This window comes from Myroides phaeus, from assembly GCF_009799805.1.
Lineage (GTDB): Bacteria > Bacteroidota > Bacteroidia > Flavobacteriales > Flavobacteriaceae > Flavobacterium > Flavobacterium phaeum_A.
Genome location: NZ_CP047050.1, coordinates 1,912,872 through 1,931,534 on the forward strand (window position 1 = coordinate 1,912,872; position 18,663 = coordinate 1,931,534).

At 32.8% G+C, this 18,663-nt stretch carries 16 protein-coding genes; 13 read left to right on the plus strand and 3 right to left on the minus strand.

The annotated features are described in order from the left end of the window. Positions 1–192: 192 nt before the first annotated feature. The 12 genes from GQS07_RS08555 to GQS07_RS08610 all read left to right on the plus strand — a co-directional run bounded on the left by GQS07_RS08555 (position 193) and on the right by GQS07_RS08610 (position 15,715). Positions 193–1,098: an endonuclease NucS domain-containing protein gene (locus GQS07_RS08555; protein ID WP_158210442.1), complete on the plus strand. Its 906-nt coding sequence runs from the start codon at positions 193–195 to the stop codon at positions 1,096–1,098. Positions 1,099–1,456: 358 nt separating this feature from the next. Continuing rightward, a complete protein-coding gene (locus GQS07_RS08560; protein WP_158210443.1) occupies positions 1,457–2,704 on the plus strand; it encodes an AAA family ATPase in 1,248 nt (415 codons plus the stop codon). A gap of 1 nt (position 2,705) precedes the next feature. Next, on the plus strand, positions 2,706–3,101 hold the full coding sequence (locus GQS07_RS13685) for a hypothetical protein (protein WP_199269092.1): 396 nt from the start codon (positions 2,706–2,708) through the stop codon (positions 3,099–3,101). Positions 3,102–4,077: 976 nt separating this feature from the next. After that, positions 4,078–5,019, plus strand: coding sequence for a DUF6731 family protein (locus tag GQS07_RS08570; RefSeq protein WP_158210444.1), 942 nt, complete (start codon positions 4,078–4,080; stop codon positions 5,017–5,019). Beyond that, positions 5,016–5,528 (plus strand): hypothetical protein, encoded by a 513-nt coding sequence (locus tag GQS07_RS08575; RefSeq protein ID WP_158210445.1) that lies wholly within the window; start codon positions 5,016–5,018, stop codon positions 5,526–5,528. Before GQS07_RS08570 ends, GQS07_RS08575 begins: the two co-directional genes overlap by 4 nt. Positions 5,529–5,871: 343 nt before the next feature. Then, positions 5,872–7,434 (plus strand): class I SAM-dependent DNA methyltransferase, encoded by a 1,563-nt coding sequence (locus GQS07_RS08580; protein WP_158210446.1) that lies wholly within the window; start codon positions 5,872–5,874, stop codon positions 7,432–7,434. Beyond that, positions 7,434–8,276 (plus strand): hypothetical protein, encoded by an 843-nt coding sequence (locus tag GQS07_RS08585; RefSeq protein WP_158210447.1) that lies wholly within the window; start codon positions 7,434–7,436, stop codon positions 8,274–8,276. The genes GQS07_RS08580 and GQS07_RS08585 overlap by 1 nt, the downstream gene beginning before the upstream one ends. Before the next feature lie 10 nt (positions 8,277–8,286). Beyond that, complete coding sequence (locus GQS07_RS08590) at positions 8,287–9,408, plus strand: restriction endonuclease subunit S (RefSeq protein ID WP_158210448.1); 1,122 nt, start codon at positions 8,287–8,289, stop codon at positions 9,406–9,408. A gap of 153 nt (positions 9,409–9,561) precedes the next feature. Continuing rightward, the gene (locus GQS07_RS08595; RefSeq protein ID WP_158210449.1) at positions 9,562–9,963 is read left to right on the plus strand and encodes a hypothetical protein; all 402 of its coding nucleotides are present in this window, start codon (positions 9,562–9,564) and stop codon (positions 9,961–9,963) included. Positions 9,964–10,284: 321 nt separating this feature from the next. Continuing rightward, positions 10,285–13,743 (plus strand): DEAD/DEAH box helicase family protein, encoded by a 3,459-nt coding sequence (locus GQS07_RS08600; RefSeq protein ID WP_158210450.1) that lies wholly within the window; start codon positions 10,285–10,287, stop codon positions 13,741–13,743. Between the two features lie 264 nt (positions 13,744–14,007). After that, entirely contained in the window at positions 14,008–15,210 is a 1,203-nt protein-coding gene (locus tag GQS07_RS08605; RefSeq protein WP_158210451.1) for a hypothetical protein, read from the plus strand. A 10-nt stretch (positions 15,211–15,220) separates the two neighbouring features. Continuing rightward, positions 15,221–15,715 (plus strand): hypothetical protein, encoded by a 495-nt coding sequence (locus GQS07_RS08610; protein WP_158210452.1) that lies wholly within the window; start codon positions 15,221–15,223, stop codon positions 15,713–15,715. 92 nt (positions 15,716–15,807) lie between these two features. On the opposite strand, the gene GQS07_RS13815 is transcribed toward GQS07_RS08610, so the two are convergent. From GQS07_RS13815 to GQS07_RS08620, 3 genes are all read right to left on the minus strand, one after another. Next, positions 15,808–15,939 carry a hypothetical protein gene (locus tag GQS07_RS13815; RefSeq protein WP_262885439.1) on the minus strand — a complete coding sequence of 44 codons (132 nt, stop codon included), beginning with the start codon at positions 15,937–15,939 and terminating at the stop codon, positions 15,808–15,810. Between the two features lie 150 nt (positions 15,940–16,089). Then, positions 16,090–17,184, minus strand: coding sequence for a hypothetical protein (locus tag GQS07_RS08615; protein WP_158210453.1), 1,095 nt, complete (start codon positions 17,182–17,184; stop codon positions 16,090–16,092). A 98-nt stretch (positions 17,185–17,282) separates the two neighbouring features. Further along, positions 17,283–18,326: an SMI1/KNR4 family protein gene (locus GQS07_RS08620; RefSeq protein ID WP_158210454.1), complete on the minus strand. Its 1,044-nt coding sequence runs from the start codon at positions 18,324–18,326 to the stop codon at positions 17,283–17,285. Positions 18,327–18,422: 96 nt separating this feature from the next. On the opposite strand from GQS07_RS08620, the gene GQS07_RS08625 reads away from it, so the two are divergent. Further along, on the plus strand, positions 18,423–18,656 hold the full coding sequence (locus tag GQS07_RS08625) for a hypothetical protein (protein ID WP_158210455.1): 234 nt from the start codon (positions 18,423–18,425) through the stop codon (positions 18,654–18,656). Positions 18,657–18,663: the final 7 nt, after the last annotated feature.

The window sequence follows — 18,663 nt, forward strand, 5'->3', positions numbered from 1 at the left end:
TTTACAATGATATTTCGGTTTCCTGTTTTCAGTTTTGACACATCACGTTTCACATCTCACTTAATTCAGTTCCCAGTTTGTTTACTAAATAAAGAGCACCACTTGCACATTTAATTATCATCAAGATTTTACTTATTGTATATTTGGACATCTTGTGAAAAAAAATCAAATCAGAAATAAAAACAGTATCCTATGCAATTATATACTCAACAAAAAAGTAAGTTGTCAAGCTTAAAAGAAAAGCCATTTAAGCTAGAGAAAGAAATACAGCAATTATTTGAAGCCAACTTAGAGAATATAACAGGGTGGAAGTTTATTAAATCTGAGTTTTCTATCAAAGCAAATCGCATAGATACTTTAGCTTATGATCAAGAGAACAATTCGTTTGTTATTATAGAGTATAAAAGAGAGCGCAGTTATTCTGTAGTCGATCAGGGAGTATCTTATCTGAATCTGATGTTAGAGAATCGCGCAGATTTTATAGTAGAATACAACGAAAGTCAAAGCGGTAATCTAAAGCGCAATGATGTAGATTGGTCTCAATCTAAAGTTGTTTTTGTATCACCATCATTTACTTCATTTCAAAAGCAAGCTTCTAATTTTAAGGACTTGCCTATTGAATTATGGGAGATAAAGCAATATACGAATGATATCATTGTAGTTAATCCTATTAAGAAGTCAAAGTCAGCACCAGCTATTAAAGAGGTACAGAGCGATCAAGATTCGCAAATAGCTAAAGTAGCAAAAGAAATAATTGTTTATTCTGAAGAAAATCATTTAGAAGGGAAGAGTGATGATATTATAGAATTATATGAAGCTTTTAAAGCATCTATTCTTAATTTATCGGGAGATATAGAAATTGTTCCCAAGAAGATGTATATCGCATTTAAGTTGAAAAATAATATTGTTGATATACGTGTTCAACAGAAGAATTTGATCTTGTGGATTAATATGAAGAAAGGAACATTAGAAGACACTAAAAAGCTAACAATTGATGCTTCTACAAAAGGGCATTATGGAAATGGAGATTATGAATTAGCTGTTTCAAGTACAGATAATTTAGAATATATCATGAGCTTGGTTAAGCAAGCTTTGTAGAGTTTTTTTAAAAGTAAATAGTTTTAAAAATAAGCTTTTAGGTGTTATGAGTAAAAACCATAATTATCATTGACAATTTCTAATTTCATTCCTTTTAATTTATCAAGTTCCTCTTTTCTCTCAATTGGATAAAAGGTTTGAACTCTAAGATATTCAATATTTATCATTCATTTTAATAGCGTTTAAACTGTCTAATAGGTTATTGAAAAGATATTTAAAAAAAGCAATATGCGTTAGTGTTTTTTTATAACTAAAGTAATAAAAAACAAGACAACTCTGATAACAAAACAATATATAGTATATTTGTTTTTGAGAAAGCATACTTTTTAAAAAGCATTATATTTATACTAATAACTTTATGGTAAATCAAGAAACAATCGATATTAAGAATTTTGCAGGAATTGACAATCTATATTTAGAAGTTAAACCAGTCAATATTCTAATAGGCCCTCAAGGGGTTGGAAAAAGTGTTGTTGTAAAATTGCTTTATTTCTTTAAAGGGATTGTAAATGATGCAGTTGAACGAATTGAAACTACAGATCAAGTAAGTTTTATTAAAGAGTCAGTACAAAACAAATTTAAAAAGATATTTGATAAAAGTAGTTTTAATACAAAACAACCTTTTAAAATTACTTATACTAGTATAGAAGGGGAAATCTTTGTTATAGAAGGTAATGGTCTTGGCAATTTTGATATTCATTTACCCAACGCTATAAATAATCTATTGGAAGGATTATACAATATTAAAAATGACTCTAAGCTTCAGATTTATAAAGATCAAGATATTCAAGAATATTTATCTCGAAAAAACAATTTTCGAAACATAGTACGTAATCAAATTAGAGATAGGAATGTACCACAGCTTTTTATTCCTGCAGGGCGTAGTTTTTTCTCAACACTACATTCTAACATTTATTCAATTCTTAATAGTGATACTAATTCAATTGACTATTTTTTAAGAGAATTTGGACAGCTATATCAGATAATTAGTGATTTTCAAACTACAATCAATGAGGATAGTTCTTGTGATCGTTTAATTGAAGATGTAATTGGAGGTAAGTTTATACGCGATGATAATCGTAAAGATTATATCTTGCATAAAGATAATCGTAAAGTAGAACTTAAAAATGTGTCTTCAGGACAACAAGAAGCTTTGCCTTTATTGATGATATTGAGAGCTATTTATGATAAAAAGTTGAATACTTCAGGATGTATTTTGTACATAGAAGAGCCTGAAGCTCATTTGTTTCCTACAGCTCAAAAAGCAATTGTTGAGTTGTTAGCAAAGGTGTATAATAGCAACTCTACTAATATTCAAATATTCATTACCACACATAGTCCGTATATCTTGTCGTCATTTAATAATCTTATTTATGCTGGGAATATAGCAAATAAGAATACAGAAAAACGCAAAGAGGTAGGGAAAGTAATTACAGAAGAACAGTTTTTAAGCTGTGATGCTGTTGGAGCTTATGCACTTACAAAAACAGCACTTATTGATTTGATGGATGAAGAAAACAATATAATCAATGCTACTGTATTAGATGAGGTGTCTAATGATATAGGGAGAGAATTTGATCAATTGTTGGATATAGAATTTGATTAATATGAGTACATGTATAATAGAAGATTCTCGTAAGATTCACGTTTTTGAAGAAAATGGAAGAAAATTAACGCTGAATAATCCCGATCAGGTTGTAAGCAAAAGAGTTGCCGTAGATGGATGTGAGATTAAAGAGGGGATAAGGTGTGACTTTATGCTAATTGTAGACAGTAAAGATTTAGAAATTTTCATCGAATTAAAAGGAACTGATGTTAAACATGGGATAGATCAAATAATTGAAACTAAAAGACAATTAGGGGCTAAAGGAAACTCAAAAGCGTATATAGTATGTAGTAGTTCTCCTAAGAAAGATACAGATAAGCAAAATATACAAATGAAAGCTCGACGAGCAAATGTAAAGCTTGATATAGCCACGAATAAAAAAATAGATAATTATTAATTTATATAGAAACCCAAAACCCCCACAGCATACACTGTGGGGTTTTCTTTTTCCAACAACACTCTCCTCATTAAAACTTCCCTAAAAAAGCACTGGCACTACAACCTGTTTCCGGTTTATCATATTTCACAGGACGTGCTTGAGTACTGTGTCATACTCTCTAACCAAATAAGAATAAAAGTAGGTATAGGTTGTTCTTGTATCTATATAAAACTATTTATGATAGATTTGTTGTCTTTCAATTTCCAGTTATAAAAGAGATATTTTATTACAGATATATTTTACTTTATATTGTTATATAGGCGAATAATGATTTGCCTTTATGATGTTTGAATAATGATTTACTTTGTTGTTTTTATCGGGAACGAGTTTGGCATTGGTTAGGAATCCTTCGCAAAACACCCTTGTTTTGCGAAGGATTCTTGTACTATTGCAAAGCCGTTCCAAAGAAAGAAGCGAATGAGATATGTATGTTGTTGTAATTCAGTGATTAAGGTGTTTGTAGGTAGGCAGGTAGGAGTAGAAACGTAAGGTTAAGACGTGGTTTAAAGGTTAGAATTAGATGGAACAAGTTTGAATCTGAACTAATGCCAGATGAAAAAAACAGACTGGTTTTGTATATTAATAATCCAACTAGCAAAGAGTACTCTATTCTTGAAATGGAAGAAAACAGAGAATCTACAGAGGCTTTTATAAAGTTTCACAAAGGGTGGTTATCACACACGGTGCATATTTGGGGCTTTTGGTATCAGACTAAGTCCGACCGAATTATAGCATCTTCTAAAAGCCAATATTTGGGCGATTTTACGTTAGTAAGGTGGTAGTTTGTATGCTTTTTGTTAGTAAAGATGAAAATCCCCTTGATTGGGGATTTTTTATGTTATATACTTTGTGAAGTAAGGAGTTTATTTAGTAAAGCATTTTATTTATTAACAAATAAAACTTTCTTTTGTTTGTTAATTTTAATAATATTTTAATGACTAATAAGCCTTCAAGTAAAAAAGTAGATGTAGTGAGTTCTGTAGTGAAAAATTTAAAAGGAGAAAGCCTGAGATTTTACGATATACTCTCTAAAAAAAATCTTTTAAATATAAAAAAAGAAATAAGAGGTAAGCGTATTTCTTATGAAGTAATAGAGGATAATAGCAATGTTTTCATAGGATTTATTCAATCTGAAATTACTAAGAATATTCCACCTAAATTAAATGGTACTACAAATAAGATTGAGCCTTTAGATTTACAAGAAGAGGATTCTCTTGTTTATGGGAATATATTTTTATACGATAAAGAGAATGATTTATTATTTTATGAAATTAATTCTAATAGTATTTACTTAGATGGTTTTATAGATTTTCTTCATAGTTTTAATATTAAAGATGGTACTGAAAAATATGATATTAAATTTAGTACGATCTATAAAAAAGATCAATATAAGAAAGCTTTAAATATGGATATATATAAAAAGTTTAAAATGTTGGTAAGACAACCTGCAAAGTATCTAGCGGAAGCAAAAATTTTACAGGCAAGTATTAATGATAAGATAGCTATTAATTTTGAGGAAGAAATTAAGAAAGCTGTTGAATTTAATAGTGATTCTTCTGAAATTATATTTCAAGTAGACAAACCTAAGAGTAAGGGGGGATTAGCAAAAGATTTAATGTTAGAAGTTATTAATTATTTTAATAATTCGATATCGAAGTCCAAATTAAATGATTATGTTTCTGTTGTAGAGGTTGATGGGTATACAGAAGAATCTGATCGATCATTAACAAAACTAAATTTGTTAGGTGATATTTATTTTTTAAGAATGAAATTAGAAGTTTTTAGAGTTGGAGTTGATTTGCAAAAAAATGAAAGGAAAGAAAAAATTATTGAATTATTTAATGAGAACATAAAGGATCTTAAAAGTTATATATGATTAGTGAGGAAAATATAAAAGAAATTAAGCGAATAAAATTTAGGAAGAGGAAAGATTCTATAATTCCTTGGCTTGTATGTGTGATTTCATTTATAATAAATTATAGCTTAGAAGTAACATATAGTGACAAGGTAAATTTATTTAATGATAAACTGATAGATGTTTCAGCACTCTTCTTTGGGGTTTTTGTAGGTAGTTTATATTTGTTTGATAAATTTAGTGATAGGCCATTTTATAATAGTTTAATAAAATTTTCAAAAAAACTGATTGCATTAAATATTATAGTTATTGTGATGTCATTCATCTTTGTTTTATATAATGAATCTTTTTTAAAAATTATAAGCTTTACAATTCTAAAAAAAGAATTTAGTTTAAATTTAAGTTTAGTTCTTTTCTCTTTATATGTTTCCATATCCACAATAACAATGTATTATATATGTAAATACATTCAAATACTGTTTTTACTTATTAAGCATAAAAATAAAAACGAATTAGAAAATTACCATTAAAAAAATATTGCCTACATATTTATGTAATGTTTTTGAATGTTTATAGGAAAACGTATTCGTTTAAAAAAATATAATGAACTACGAAATTAAAAAAGAGAAATTTAATGTTTCTCTTTTTTTTGGGAGGGATAGCATATTTAATTCATCTGTTGTTTGTATTGTAAACCATTATCTGTGTTAGATAAGAGATGGCTCTTTTTTTAAAATAATAGATAAGGCATAATTGCAAATGTTTTGCATTGCCCTATCTTTGGTGGATAAGTTTATGAAAAGCATTTTAAACACACAGTAAACAGCTGTTTGGTGTAATGTTTTTAACTAATAACAATAAATACAGGCAATTATGATTACAGGAGAATTGAAGTCTCAGATTGATAGAATATGGAATGATTTCTGGACAGGGGGTATTTCTAACCCATTGACAGTAATAGAACAGTTTACGTATCTTATCTTTTTGAAACAATTAGATGATAGACAAATTTTAATTGAAAGGGAAATTAACGATTTGGGTACTTCTGTAAAGAAAAATATTTATACCAAAGACCAAAAAAGCCTGCGCTGGAATTTTTTTAAAGACAAAGATTCAGAGGTGATGTTTGATATTTTTACACGTCCAAAAGAAGAATTAAATCACGTTACTGCTTTTGATTTTATGAAAACCATTGGCGCTGTAGGTGGTAAGTTTTCAGAGTATATGAAAGGGGCTACTTTTATGATTCCAACACCAAAGTTGTTAGATAAAGTAGTACAACAAATAGACAAATTGCCTTTAAATAAAAAAGATACCAAAGGAGATTTGTATGAATATATGTTGGGTAAAATTGCAGAAGCAGGGACTAACGGACAGTTCCGTACGCCTCGCCACATTATTCGTATGATGGTGGAGCTGATGCAACCGACAAAAGAAGATACTATTTGTGACCCTGCAATGGGTACGGCTGGATTTTTAGTGAATGCAAGTCAGTATTTAAATGAGGTTCACAACGAGTGGTTTTTAGAAAAAGGGTTTCGCGAGCATTACAATACCAAGATGTTTAACGGAATTGAGATAGACCCTTCGATGATGCGTATTGCTACTATGAACTTGCAGTTGCACGGTATAGACACTCCTGTTGTGATGGGAGGTAGTGCCTTAGCAGAAAGCAACGAAATCACGAGTCAGTATTCTTTGATCTTAGCCAATCCGCCGTTTAAAGGAGCTTTAGATTATGATGAGGTTGAAAGTAGCTTATTGCAAGTAACAAAAACAAAGAAAACAGAATTATTATTCATGTCTTTGATTTTGCGCATGTTAAAATTAGGAGGTCGCGCTGCGGTTATTGTACCCGATGGTGTGTTATTTGGTAGTTCTATTGCTCATAAAAACATCCGCAAAGAGTTGATTGAAAACCAGCAATTACAAGGTGTTATTTCAATGCCAAGTGGGGTGTTTAAACCTTATGCAGGGGTGAGTACGGCTATCTTGATTTTTACTAAAACAAATTCGGGAGGTACAGATAACGTATGGTTTTACGATATGAAAGCTGATGGATATAGTTTAGACGACAAGCGTACTATGTTAGTGTCAGAAGAGGCTATGGCTCAGGTTTTTTCAAAACCAGAGAGCGTGTTAGAAGAAGTAGCCGGAAAATGTGATATACCTGCTATTTTAGGTGCATGGAATAAATTAGGGGACTTAACACCTAAAGAGGTTGAAGCTTTAGTAGAAGCACGTACAGCGCAATCGTTTTTAGTGCCAAAGGCAGAGATTGTAGCTAATGGGTATGATTTAAGCATTAACCGATACAAAGAAGTCGTATATGAAGAAGTGCACTACGATGCACCCAAAGATATTATTGCTGCTATAAAAGAATTAGATGCTCAAAGACAAGCTGCTATTGTAGAACTGGAAAAAATGTTGGGATAGTGAGTTACAGTTCTTTTGTAGTTTGTAGATGTTACCAAGATGGTAAAACTTCGGTTCCGCCTTTTCCAGAGCTGGTGGTTTTGGATGAAGATGGTTTGAGTTTAGATATTCCCGAAACGGATCTGCATACTGATGAAGATTGGGAGCTTTATTTTGAAAAACAAAACCAATTTGACGAGTGGAAACACACCGCTTGTTCGCATGAGGCTATGGAATATGCCGAAGTGTGGCTTGCAAATGGAATGGGAATGGCTGGTTTCAAAAGTTATTTGTACAGCCAAGGAGGCATGGAGGTATTTCCGGTATTGCTAAAAGAATTACCATCAGTAAATGGTGGTTGTATGCCTGCAAGTCAAGCAGAAAAAGCATTACATGAATTGCACTATCTAAAAGGTTTAAAAGTTCCAATGGAGAAAATTGTCTTGCGAGAGAAAGAATCTAAGAACGTTATCATGATAGGAGATTACGAGGATACAATTCCATTTGCTTTTTTTGATTTAAACAAAAAAATGATTTTGGATAATCGAGGTTTTTTCATTGTAGAAACCAAAGAAGTAGATGGGGTGGAGAACGATTATATTTTGTTTCAAGCTATGGAGTTCTCTACTGTTGTAGTAGAAGAAAAAAGAATTGCGTATTGCGATCACCAGGCGAAAAGCTTGCGTATAGGTTCTTATTTTCCTATGCAGTTGGGTGAAAATAAGCCCTTGGAAACAGAAATAGCTTACGAAGTGGTTAAAGATATATACCAAAGTGATAGCTATTGGAAGTATATCATAGAAGCTTTAGAAAAAATATGCAAAGCCGCAGTAGAAACCCAAAACCCAGTACACTGGTGTTAATTATTTAAGTATGAAGAAAGTTAGATTAGGTGATGTAGCTACATTTGTAAATGGATATGCTTTTAAACCAACAGATTGGAAAGAAAATGGAAAAGAAATAATTCGTATTCAGAATTTAACGAAGTCTAATAAAGATACTAACTTTTATGACGGAGAAATTAATGAAAAATATAAAGTTGTTAAAGGAGATATTTTAATTTCTTGGTCAGCCACTTTGGGGATTTATATTTGGCAAAGAGATGATGCATGGTTAAATCAACATATATTTAAAGTTATTTTTGATAAGCTAAATATTGATAAAAAGTATTTTGTTTTTGTAATTCAGTATATTCTTGATGATTTAAAATCTCAAGTTCATGGTGCAACAATGAAACATATTACAAAAGGTAAATTTGATAATACTTTAATCCCCTTTCCTTCACTTATTGAGCAAAAAGCCATTGCAGCGAAGTTAGATAAAGCGCAAGAAGTTATCCGCTATACGGAAGAAATCATTGCGAACTATGATGCCTTAACGCAATCGCTTTTTTTAGATATGTTTGGTGATCCTGTAAAAAATGAAAAGAGATGGGAGAAGAGAGAATTAAATGAATTTGGAATTTGGAAATCAGGAGGTACACCATTAAGATCTATTGAAAAATATTATACAGGTAGGATACCTTGGGTTTCATCCGGAGAGCTTAATGAAATTTTTATTCATACATCAAAAGAGTTTATTACAGAAGAAGCTATTCAGAATTCAGCCGCTAAGATTATTGAAAAAGGAAGTATTCTTTTAGGAATGTATGATACAGCAGCACTTAAGTCAAGTATTAATACAGAAGAAATAACATGTAATCAAGCTATTGCTTTTTCCAAATTAGATGATAAAAAAGTAAACTCATTATTTGTTTATTTTTCAATACAATACGGAAAAGAATTTTATAAAAGTCAACAAAGGGGGGTTCGTCAGAAGAACATGAACTTAACAATGATTAAAGAATTAGAGATTAATTATCCACCAATAGCGTTACAAAACCAATTTGCGGAGCGAGTAGCAATTATAGAAGCTCAAAAACAACAGGTACAAGAAAGCCTTGCTAAAAGTCAAGACTTATTTAACAGTTTGTTGCAAGAGAGTTTTAAAAACTAAGAGAGCGTGATAACGAAAGAAGATCTAGAAGTCATTCATCAATCGCAATTGCAAACGATTGTGCCTTATAAGGAACTAAATACATATTTAGCCTCTAAGCAAAGAGGGCTGTATTGGATTTGGACAGATTATACATTTGAGGAACTTGCTACTATGGCGTACGAACCCATACCTAAAAGTCGGCATGTTAATATTCGTCTTTTAGTTAATCAACGCAAGATGTTAGATTATGTGTGTAAGCAGCAGGTAGGTAATCGCATTGTACTCTACAATGGTATAGGTGGTTATCGCAATTCAATTAAACCAGCATTTGGGCTAAGAGAGCGCATTCGCCAAGAGTTTAATTGTAATGATCCTCGTACGGGGACATTAAATCTAGCCAACACCAATTTGGATATAGAACGATTTTATGTTTCGTTTTTTAATTTTGATGAGGTAGCTCATCAAAAATTGATTTCTTGGTTACAAGATGATGCTGCATATACTCTATATGCCAGTGACGTGGAAAAGCTATGGAGGTTGCAATATGGGCATCCTATTCTTTGCAGACATTAAACGATATCTATAAAAGCACAAAGTAAAATACTTTGTGCTTTTTTGTTTATAGGCAGTTTGCAAGGCGTTGCATTTGCTTATTTTTTGCTTCGTTTCAAATAAATACGCAAGGTAAAAGCACTTTGTGCATTTGAAAAAGTGCTTGTTGATTAACAAATTATAACTAAGGCAGGTGAAAAGAGTCTGATTTCTATTTGTATCTCTTAAAAAATGTGAAATAAATAAAATAAATAGGGCTGTGAAGTCAATAGAAATCTTTGTTTAACATTCTTTTATGCTATTTCAATTTGTTGTATTTTAGTCGAAATACTCAATGCCAATATGAATACCAATTTTACTTTTTTACAAGGAGAGTTTCCAGGGTTTTATGCCGATATGATAGAAGCAGAAAAGTTCACTTTTACTGCCCCTCGTCATGCAGCAGTTTTGTGTCGTGTGGTTTTAGAAAAAACATTGTTTTGGCTATACGAAAACGATGAAGAATTAGATTTGCCGTATGATACTAAATTAGCATCACTACTAAAAAGTGATTCGTTTAAGCTAATTATTAAACCATCTATTTTGGTAGAATTAGATATTGTACGTCGTATTGGAAATGATGCAGCCCATGGTAAAAAAGTGAGAGCATTAGAGGCTTTGAGTGTTTTGAAACACACTTTTCGCTTTCTGTCGTGGTTGAGTAAGTACTACAGTGAGTCTAATCCTGATATTCCTGCTTTTGATGAGCGTTTTATTCCTTATGGAGATGAGAAAGATAAAACGGCAAAGCAGTTAGAGGCTTTAGTAGCTGAGAATGAGAAGAAGCGTCAGGAGGCAGAAAAAGCGTTTAAAGCCAATCAATTGTTGGCCGAAGAAAACGAGGTTTTAAAACTGCAGTTAGAAGAGCAATTGCGCCAAATTAAGGCGCGTAAGGAGGAGCGAGAAGAAGCCTACAAAAATAGCGATCCTGTACCAGCTTTGACTTCTGAGCAAGAAACGAGAAAGCAATTGATCGATTTACTTTTAAAAGAAGCGGGATGGCATAATTTTGAAGCGGGTAGAGATATAGAATATGAAGTGTCGGATATGCCCCGATCTACTAATCCGTCAGGTAAGGGGTTTGTAGATTATGTATTGTGGGATGACAATGGAAAGCCCTTGGCAATTGTAGAGGCAAAAAGCACGCTACACGATGCTACAAAAGGAAAACACCAAGCCGTATTATATGCAGATTCGCTTGAAAAGCAATTCGGACAACGCCCTATTATTTTTTATAGCAATGGGTTTAAAACTTATTTGTGGGATGATTGTTTCTATCCTTCCAGAGCGGTGCATGGTTTTTATACCAAAGACGAATTACAGGTACTAATTCGCAGAAGAAGTGAGCGCATGGATTTGCGCAATTTTACTGTAAATAGGGCTATTGCAGGGCGACCTTACCAATTGCAAGCTATTCAGCGTATAGCGGAAGAGATGGTCACGATAAATCAGCTAAAGATGCGTGGTCGTCATCGCAAGGCTTTACTGGTGATGGCTACCGGAAGTGGTAAAACACGTACGGCAGCGGCGGCAGTAGATATGTTTACAAAGTGCAACTGGGCGAAGCGCATTTTGTTTTTAGCAGATAGAACCGCTTTGGTGATACAGGCAAAGAATGCGTTTAAAGAACATTTACCTCATTTGTCTGCTATTGACTTGACAAAAGAAAAAGAAGATACAGAGGCTCGCGTTGTTTTCTCTACGTATCCTACCATGCTTAATCAAATTGATGAGGCTAAGAGTAATGGAGAGAAATTGTTTGGAATAGGGCATTTTGACTTAATCATTATAGATGAGGCTCACCGCTCTGTTTATCAAAAATACCAAGCAATATTTGATTATTTTGATGCTATTTTAATCGGATTAACCGCTACGCCTAAAACGGAAATTGACAAAAATACATATACTCTTTTTGAGATAGAGGATGATAACCCCACTTTTGCGTATGAACTTGATAAGGCAGTGTCTGACGGGCATTTAGTGCCGCCAAAGGCGTATACTGTTCCGGTTAAGTTTCCGAGAGATGGGGTGAAATACAACGACCTGTCTGACAAGGATAAGCGACAATTTGAAGAACTGTTTGGCATTGCTGCTGAGGAGCAGGTAGAGGATGGGGTGCTTGATATTCCTAAAAGTAAGATTAATAGTTTTTTATATAATGCAGATACGGTTGATCTTGTGTTGGATCACTTGATGACAAACGGTCAAAAAATAGAGTCTGGAGACAAGTTGGGAAAGACAATAATATTTGCAAAGAATCACAAGCATGCTAAATTTATTGAGGAGCGATTTAATAAAAATTACCCTGAGTATGGAGGTACTTTTTTACAAGTAATTGATAATTATTCGGATAAGGCACAAGATTTATTAGAGCGTTTTTGCTTTGATAAAGGGGAAGAAAAAGACCCACAAATTGCTGTGTCTGTTGACATGATGGATACAGGGGTAGATGCGCCAAGGGTATTGAATTTAGTCTTTTTTAAAGAGGTTAAATCCTATGCTAAGTATTGGCAAATGATTGGAAGGGGAACGCGTTTGTGTCCTGATATTTTTGGACCAGGAAAGGATAAGGAGTTTTTCTTGATTTTTGATATCTGTGGTAATTTTGAGTTTTTTGAAAATTATCCGGATGGTTTTACTGCTAAAACAGCAAAATCACTGCAGCAACGTCTTTTTGAGGCTCAGGTAGAGGTGGTGTTTACCATACAACACGATGGGGAGTCAACAGAAGAAGAACAAGCATTGGCGGCAGAATTTGTAGAGCAGTTGTTTGCTAAGGTTGAGAGGTTAGACGAGCATAGGTTTGAGGTAAGAAGAAGTTGGGAGACTGTAAAAAAATATAAGGTTAAAGACAATTGGAATGCTTTAAATAATTCATCGTTGTTGGAGATTGAGAATCATGTGTCTGGTCTTGTTTCGTATAATGAGGATCGAGATGAAATGGCTAAGAAGTTTGATTTGGTTATTTATCAATTGACGTTGGCTATTTTGAGATGTGAAAAGAGACAGGCAGATATTATTTCTAATATTATGGCGATTGGTACTGCTTTGCGCAAGAAAATAAATATTCCGGCTGTGAAACAAAGGGAGGCTATTATTACCAACGTGGTTGATGAGCAGTTTTGGAGTACGATTACTTTAAGTCGCTTAGAACAAGTGCGTACAGATTTACGTGATCTTATGCAGTTTTTAAAAGAGGATGAAAAAGAGGTACCTGTTTATACTGCATTTGAAGATGTATTATTTGTATCTGAGATTGTAGAGCATGATTTACTGATTAATTATAAATCGCTACAGAGTTATAAAGACCGCGTAGAAAGTTTTATACGTAAGAATAAAAATCACTTGGTAATTGATAAACTGTATCGCAATATTCCGATTACGGATGCTGAATTAAAAGTGTTAGAAGTGTTTTTTAACGAGGGCGAGTTTAAAATTAAGGATATTGAAAAAGAGTATAATGGTGTTTCTTTAGGTGTTTTTATCCGTAAGATAATTGGCTTAGATGTTACTGCTGCTAATGAACATTTTGCTGATTTTATAGCGGAAGAAAACTTAAATGCAAATCAAATGCTTTTTGTGCAGAAAATAATTGAATACTTAACAGTGAATGGGGTTTTAGAGAAAAGCATGCTTTCTGAGCCACCATTTACAGATTTAGATGATCACGGTGTGTTTGGTATTTTTGAAGATACTGCTAAAGTGGTTAAGATCGTAAATTTGATTGAAAGAATAAATGGTAATGCTGAACGTGTTTCTTAAATAGGGGATAGTGTTATTAGAGCAAATACTGAGATAAATAAAAAAACCGATAATGATGTTATCGGTTTTTTTTGTGTTGTTATGGTATTGAACTTTATATAAGTGGGTTTGCTCTCTTTGTTTTCTATATTAAAATGAGCAATGGAAATGTGAACTATTTAAAAGGTTGTTTATATGTTTTTTATTTTTATTGTCCTTTTTGGGACAATATAATCTGATTTTTTTCGTTTATTTTTAATATATTTGTCCTCAAATGGACAGCTTGTGAGGGTTTTAAAAGAGTTTTTATCGGATGATAAATATGCAGACTTAACAATTGGAGAAATGTTGAGTCATTATATGGTAGAGAATAATCTTTCTGAGTCAGGATTGGCAACGATTTTGAATATAAATAGAAAAACGTTGAAGTTAATTTTACAAGGGGAAGATTGTAAGGTTAGTCATGCAATTAGAATTGCCAGGTTATTAGATATTAGTAGTGAAAGTTTGTTAGAAGGGTTCTTGTTACAAGCGAAGGAAGATGAGGAAGTGTATTTAGACTATGCAAAGAAAGTGGCTTTTCTATTAGATAATTTTGATTTGGCGGAGTTAAAAGCTAGTAAGGTTATTAGTAGTGTAAATGAATACAACAAGATTGAAGAGGAGTTGTGTGGGTATTTTGGTTATAAAAGTATTACTGAATATGCTGATTTTACAATAAAAGCACCCCTTTTTAGTAAATCAAATATGGCTGTAAATCCGACAAAGGAAAAGATGATGCAGGATTTTTGGGTTAAATCTAATATTGAAAGTTTTCGTAAGATCAATAATCCTAATGAGTTTAATAAAGAGTTGTTGTTTGAGTTTTTAAAGCGCATTAAATCATTTACAAAAGATACAGAAGATGGGTTTAGTGAGGTGCAACTTGTTTTATTTCAATTAGGAATTACGGTTATTGTACAGTCTTACATTACTAAAACCAAAGCGTATGGGATGACTATGATAGTGAATGATAAACCTTGTATTGTAATTACTGATATGGGAAAACAATACTATAAATTATGGTTTACTTTACTTCACGAATTATATCATGTGATAGAAGATTATGATTATCTAAAAACAACTAGTTACCATATTTCTGATATAGAGAATAGAGATTTATTTGTTTCTGAAGATAATGCGGATGCATTTGCAAGAGAGATTTTTGTGCCAAAGGATAAAATGGAAATTCTTGATAGTTTGATTAATAATAGCGCGAAAATAAATCAGTTAGCTAAAAGCTTAGATATGCATCCTTCTATGTTATATGGTGTTTATTTGGACAGTGCAAATAAGAGTATTCAAACGAGAGATTTTCCGAGGTTTGCTAAATATTTACCAAGTTCTACAACAGCTTTAAAGAATATTGTATTTGATGCAGTAGGTAGGAGAAGTATTGATGCAGCTGTGCTTGAAATGAAAAAGAAATTAAATTTACTAACTGCTTAATATTTATAGGATGAGTTTGGAAAAAAAGAAAATAGAAGAGTTTATTTCTAAGGCAAGACAAATTACGGATAGTCAGAAAAATTCGAAGGATCAATTGTTGTTTAAAATTGGTAAAGAGAGTGGGAGTGATGTATGGGATTCACTTCTAGATGAAAATGTATTACAGGATCCAGAGAAGACTTATGATTTGTTTTATAATGGGATTCAATCGTTTTTAACGACACTTATGCCTAAAAAAACGGAAATGAGAACAGTGATTTTAGAGATGAAAACGATTATGCTGACAGGAAAAGAATTGAGTAATATTAGTTACGGAACTCGTGGAGCTGACTCTCGTATGTCTAAAATGAAAGATATGGAAAAGGTAATTGATATATTGACAGAATGGAGTACTACTCCTGATGATTTCTTTAAGTTAGCTAATCTGCTTTTGCAAAAGAATATTAGTTTAGGTTTTTCACCAGAGGATAGAGCGTTTACAGACTATTTGCCAAAAAAAAAATAAGGTTAGAGGATTTGGTATTAGTTAGTAGTATTAGCTATGTATAGCATAAAAAAAGCACTGTTAATTTAATTAATAGTGCTTTTTTTGTACTTCTAATCACCTTTTTTATGTTTATGCGGTTTAAGTGAAGGTGTGTTACCAGGTGTGCTTTTATTATCTCTTTGACGCCTGTCTGGTTTACCTGTAGAGGTAGCGATTCTTTTTGGTCCTGGTTTGATTCCCATAGTATAATAATTTGATTAAGTTAGATATACTAAAATCCGGAATTTTAAACTATTACTGCGTTATTTACTGCTATAATTATTAGCAAAATAAAGTAGTTATTATCTTATTTTAAAATAGTAGTCATATTAACCTCAAGGTGTCATAAATTTTTATCCCACAACGCGATTTAAAACAAGGATCGTTTTGTTTTTAGTTGGGTGATCTGTCATTGGGTAAAATACAACAGCATAGCTGTTCTGTTTCGTTTTGTTTATACTTGAAATAGCCAGGTTTTCACTGTCCATAGGTAAGACTTCATTTGTCAGTAAATTCTTATACCCCTTTTGTCCTTTGCTGTAAAAAAACTCTAAGAGTTGATCGTTTTGTATTGTGAACCAACCGTTGCCAAACTCTCCGTTGAATTGGGTGATAGACGTGTTTTCTGATAGGCTTACAGGTTGCCACGTATTGTAAAAAGGATCTTTTATATCGATGAGATCAATGCTTCTGCAATTACCTTGTATGTCTATTTTTTCAATGCTTACTTTTCCTTTTTTTTGTGTTATTAAATGAGAGTCTTCTGTAAACGATAGGTTGAGTATCTGGTGGAAGTTGTCTTGGGTTAACTGTAATTTACGCTGTTTTAGCTCTTTTCCTTTTTCGTCAATTTGCCTGTGTAACCAAGTGTTTCCGCTATCCGTAAGCAGGTGAATTTCATTGTTGTTAATGAATATTTTGTTGTTCCTTGGAAGTGGAATCTTGACATTATGTTTCTTTTTTATCAGGTTGTTTTTAAATTCAATCGACAGCATCTTGTCTGGTTTTGTGTCTGACCAAAAATCAACATCATAGAAGATAGAAAACTGATTAGATACACCTATGAAATCACCTTCAAAAGGTCGGTTGCCCTTTGGTAATTCGGTATTTTCTCTATTGAAAATAGGAATGCTAATTTCTAATTCTTTAGTAGGATGGTAGGGAACAATCGACACGTAATTCTCCTGATTAGGGCTTAAAAATAAGGTAGGTAATATGCCGTCTTCTTCTATAAAACTCTCCGTATTTCCGTTTGCGTCAATGAGGGTGTAGACTAAATTATAGGTGTCGTTTTCTTTATAAATATAATTTGCCATCAACGTTTTGTCATCTATTGAAATACTATTTTTGGTTGATACTTCAACTTCAGCTAAAAGAGTTGTAAGTAAACCAAAATCGGTTGTTTGATTCGTTATTTTGAATGGGCTTATACTGTCTATATTTTTCATAACTGTTTTTGTTTTGCACCTCCTAATAATTAATATAGGTGATTTTTGTTAGCGCTCATACTGTAAAATTCGTGCTTATTGCTTATCTATTATAGCGGTTATTTCCCCGCGATTTCCTTTAAAAAGTTAATAAAACTATCCGCATATAATTCAAACTCCCATTGCCCAGTTCCGTGCATACTTGTGTAAATAGGAGCGTCGTGGTCTGTGATTTGATTGATATCAATGCAATACGGATCAGCACCAGCGTCTGCAATGACGATATAGTTAGTAGGCCAATCGGCAATTGGTTGATTGGTTACAGGGTTAAAAGCGTATCCGTCTTGCCTGCTTAGTAGTTCGCCAGCGCCATATAGATGTAGGCCTTGAAAGTACTTTTTGTTGTCTATATACACATTTAAAGGCGAGAAGTTTTTAAGAAACAACAGGTAATTTTGGGGTAGTTGCCACTTGTTCTCAATCGTTGAAATATCCGTTTCATTAGCAATAACCAGCCAATTGGTAGGGTTTGACAAATCTTGGTGTTTGGCTCTTAGCTTTTCAAGTTTATTGTTGAGCTTAGCCGCTGTTTTGTCAAGTTCCGTTGTTGGGTATAGCAATGAAAGATGGGTTTTAGGTTCGGCATAACCATCTCCGTCAGGACAACCGTTGTTTTGCCAAGTTTCTATTTCTGTTATTCTTAGGTTGTCTAATTTCCAATATCCAGGGTCTTTAGGCAACTCTCGGTCGAACGCTTGCTTGCTGTATATCGCGATACTTTTGATAGCCTTAGCACGGACAGATAGCTCAATCTGTTCGTTTTTTATCAGTTCGATTAGTGCAGGATACGCCTGTTTTCCTTTAGTTTTAAGTAATCCGTCAATTCCCCAATAGGTCAATGCAGGTTGGGTGATACACCATTCGAAAAAGGGGATGCAGTTGGTTTCACTATCACCTACAAGTTTGATAATATCAGTCAGTAAGAAATTTCGCCAATGCACTATTTGTCCGCTTTGTGCATAAGTGGTCAATAGGTTTAAGACGTATTCTCTCTCTGCTGTAGCGTATTTTTTCAATAGCTTTTGGATGAGTTTAGCGAATTTGTTTCCGTCTGTTTCGTCTATTATTTGCTGCTGTAATTTATGTAAATTCTTGTCTATCATTGGTGTGTTTGGGTTATGGGTAATTGCCTCTTTATAAGCGTTGTGATTTTAGCTTTGTACACAAAGGATAAAAACATTCCGATTAATGAGAATACGATGTCCCAAATATCAAAAACTTTAGAGCCAGAAACAAGCGGAAAGAATTCTTCTGATATTAGTATTATGGTTATGATGACCATTAAAATAGAGATTGTTCTATTTGATTTGGTCAGTTCTGAGATGCTTTTTGCCTTGTATAAGTCCACACATAGTGCCAATGGAATTGCCGTTGCTGCTGTGAAATTGGAAAATGAGCCTATTATAATTTTGATTATAGCGCTATCAAAATGAAGGGTTC